Genomic DNA, 518 nt, shown 5'->3' on the forward strand with positions numbered 1-518 from the left:
TCAGTGAACTCGGTTCCGGGGGATAAGAGAGTATGTAATCAAAGGAGGATTCCATCTTGCATCACCAGGAGGGTTTTCGAAAAAGTCTCGACACCAATGTTTATAAGGGTGCACTAAAGTACAAGTTCGCAACATCTGGTTAACAACCAACCGTTTGAAAAATTCTTAAATCACCCCTTTACAAACTTAAAACTGTAAGCCCTTACAAGGCGGTGATGCCCTTGAGATACATAAAATTGTCTTCCGAAAATTTTGAGAAGTTCTTCAACTCATTAAAGGCCCTAGGAAAAGTATACGGCCCCGTAAAAAAGGGCAACATCTATTCTTTCCAGGAGGTTCAGAGGGCGGAAGAGATGTCCCTTGATTACAACAGGACAATGCTCCCACCGAAGAAGTTCTTCGTAATGCCCAGGGACACGATTCTCCGCCTGAAGAACGGCAGATGGGAGAATGGTATCAACGATGAACCGTTCGTCCTCTTCGGGGTACACTCCTGTGATATCCACGGGCTGAAAATA

Annotated in this window: 1 pseudogene; it reads left to right on the plus strand. The window is 44.6% G+C overall.

The features are described from left to right. Nucleotides 1–221: 221 nt before the first annotated feature. Nucleotides 222–518, plus strand: a pseudogene (locus tag E3E28_RS10730) (hydrogenase); the annotation flags it as partial.

Source organism: Thermococcus sp. 21S9 (assembly GCF_012027635.1).
GTDB lineage: Archaea > Methanobacteriota_B > Thermococci > Thermococcales > Thermococcaceae > Thermococcus.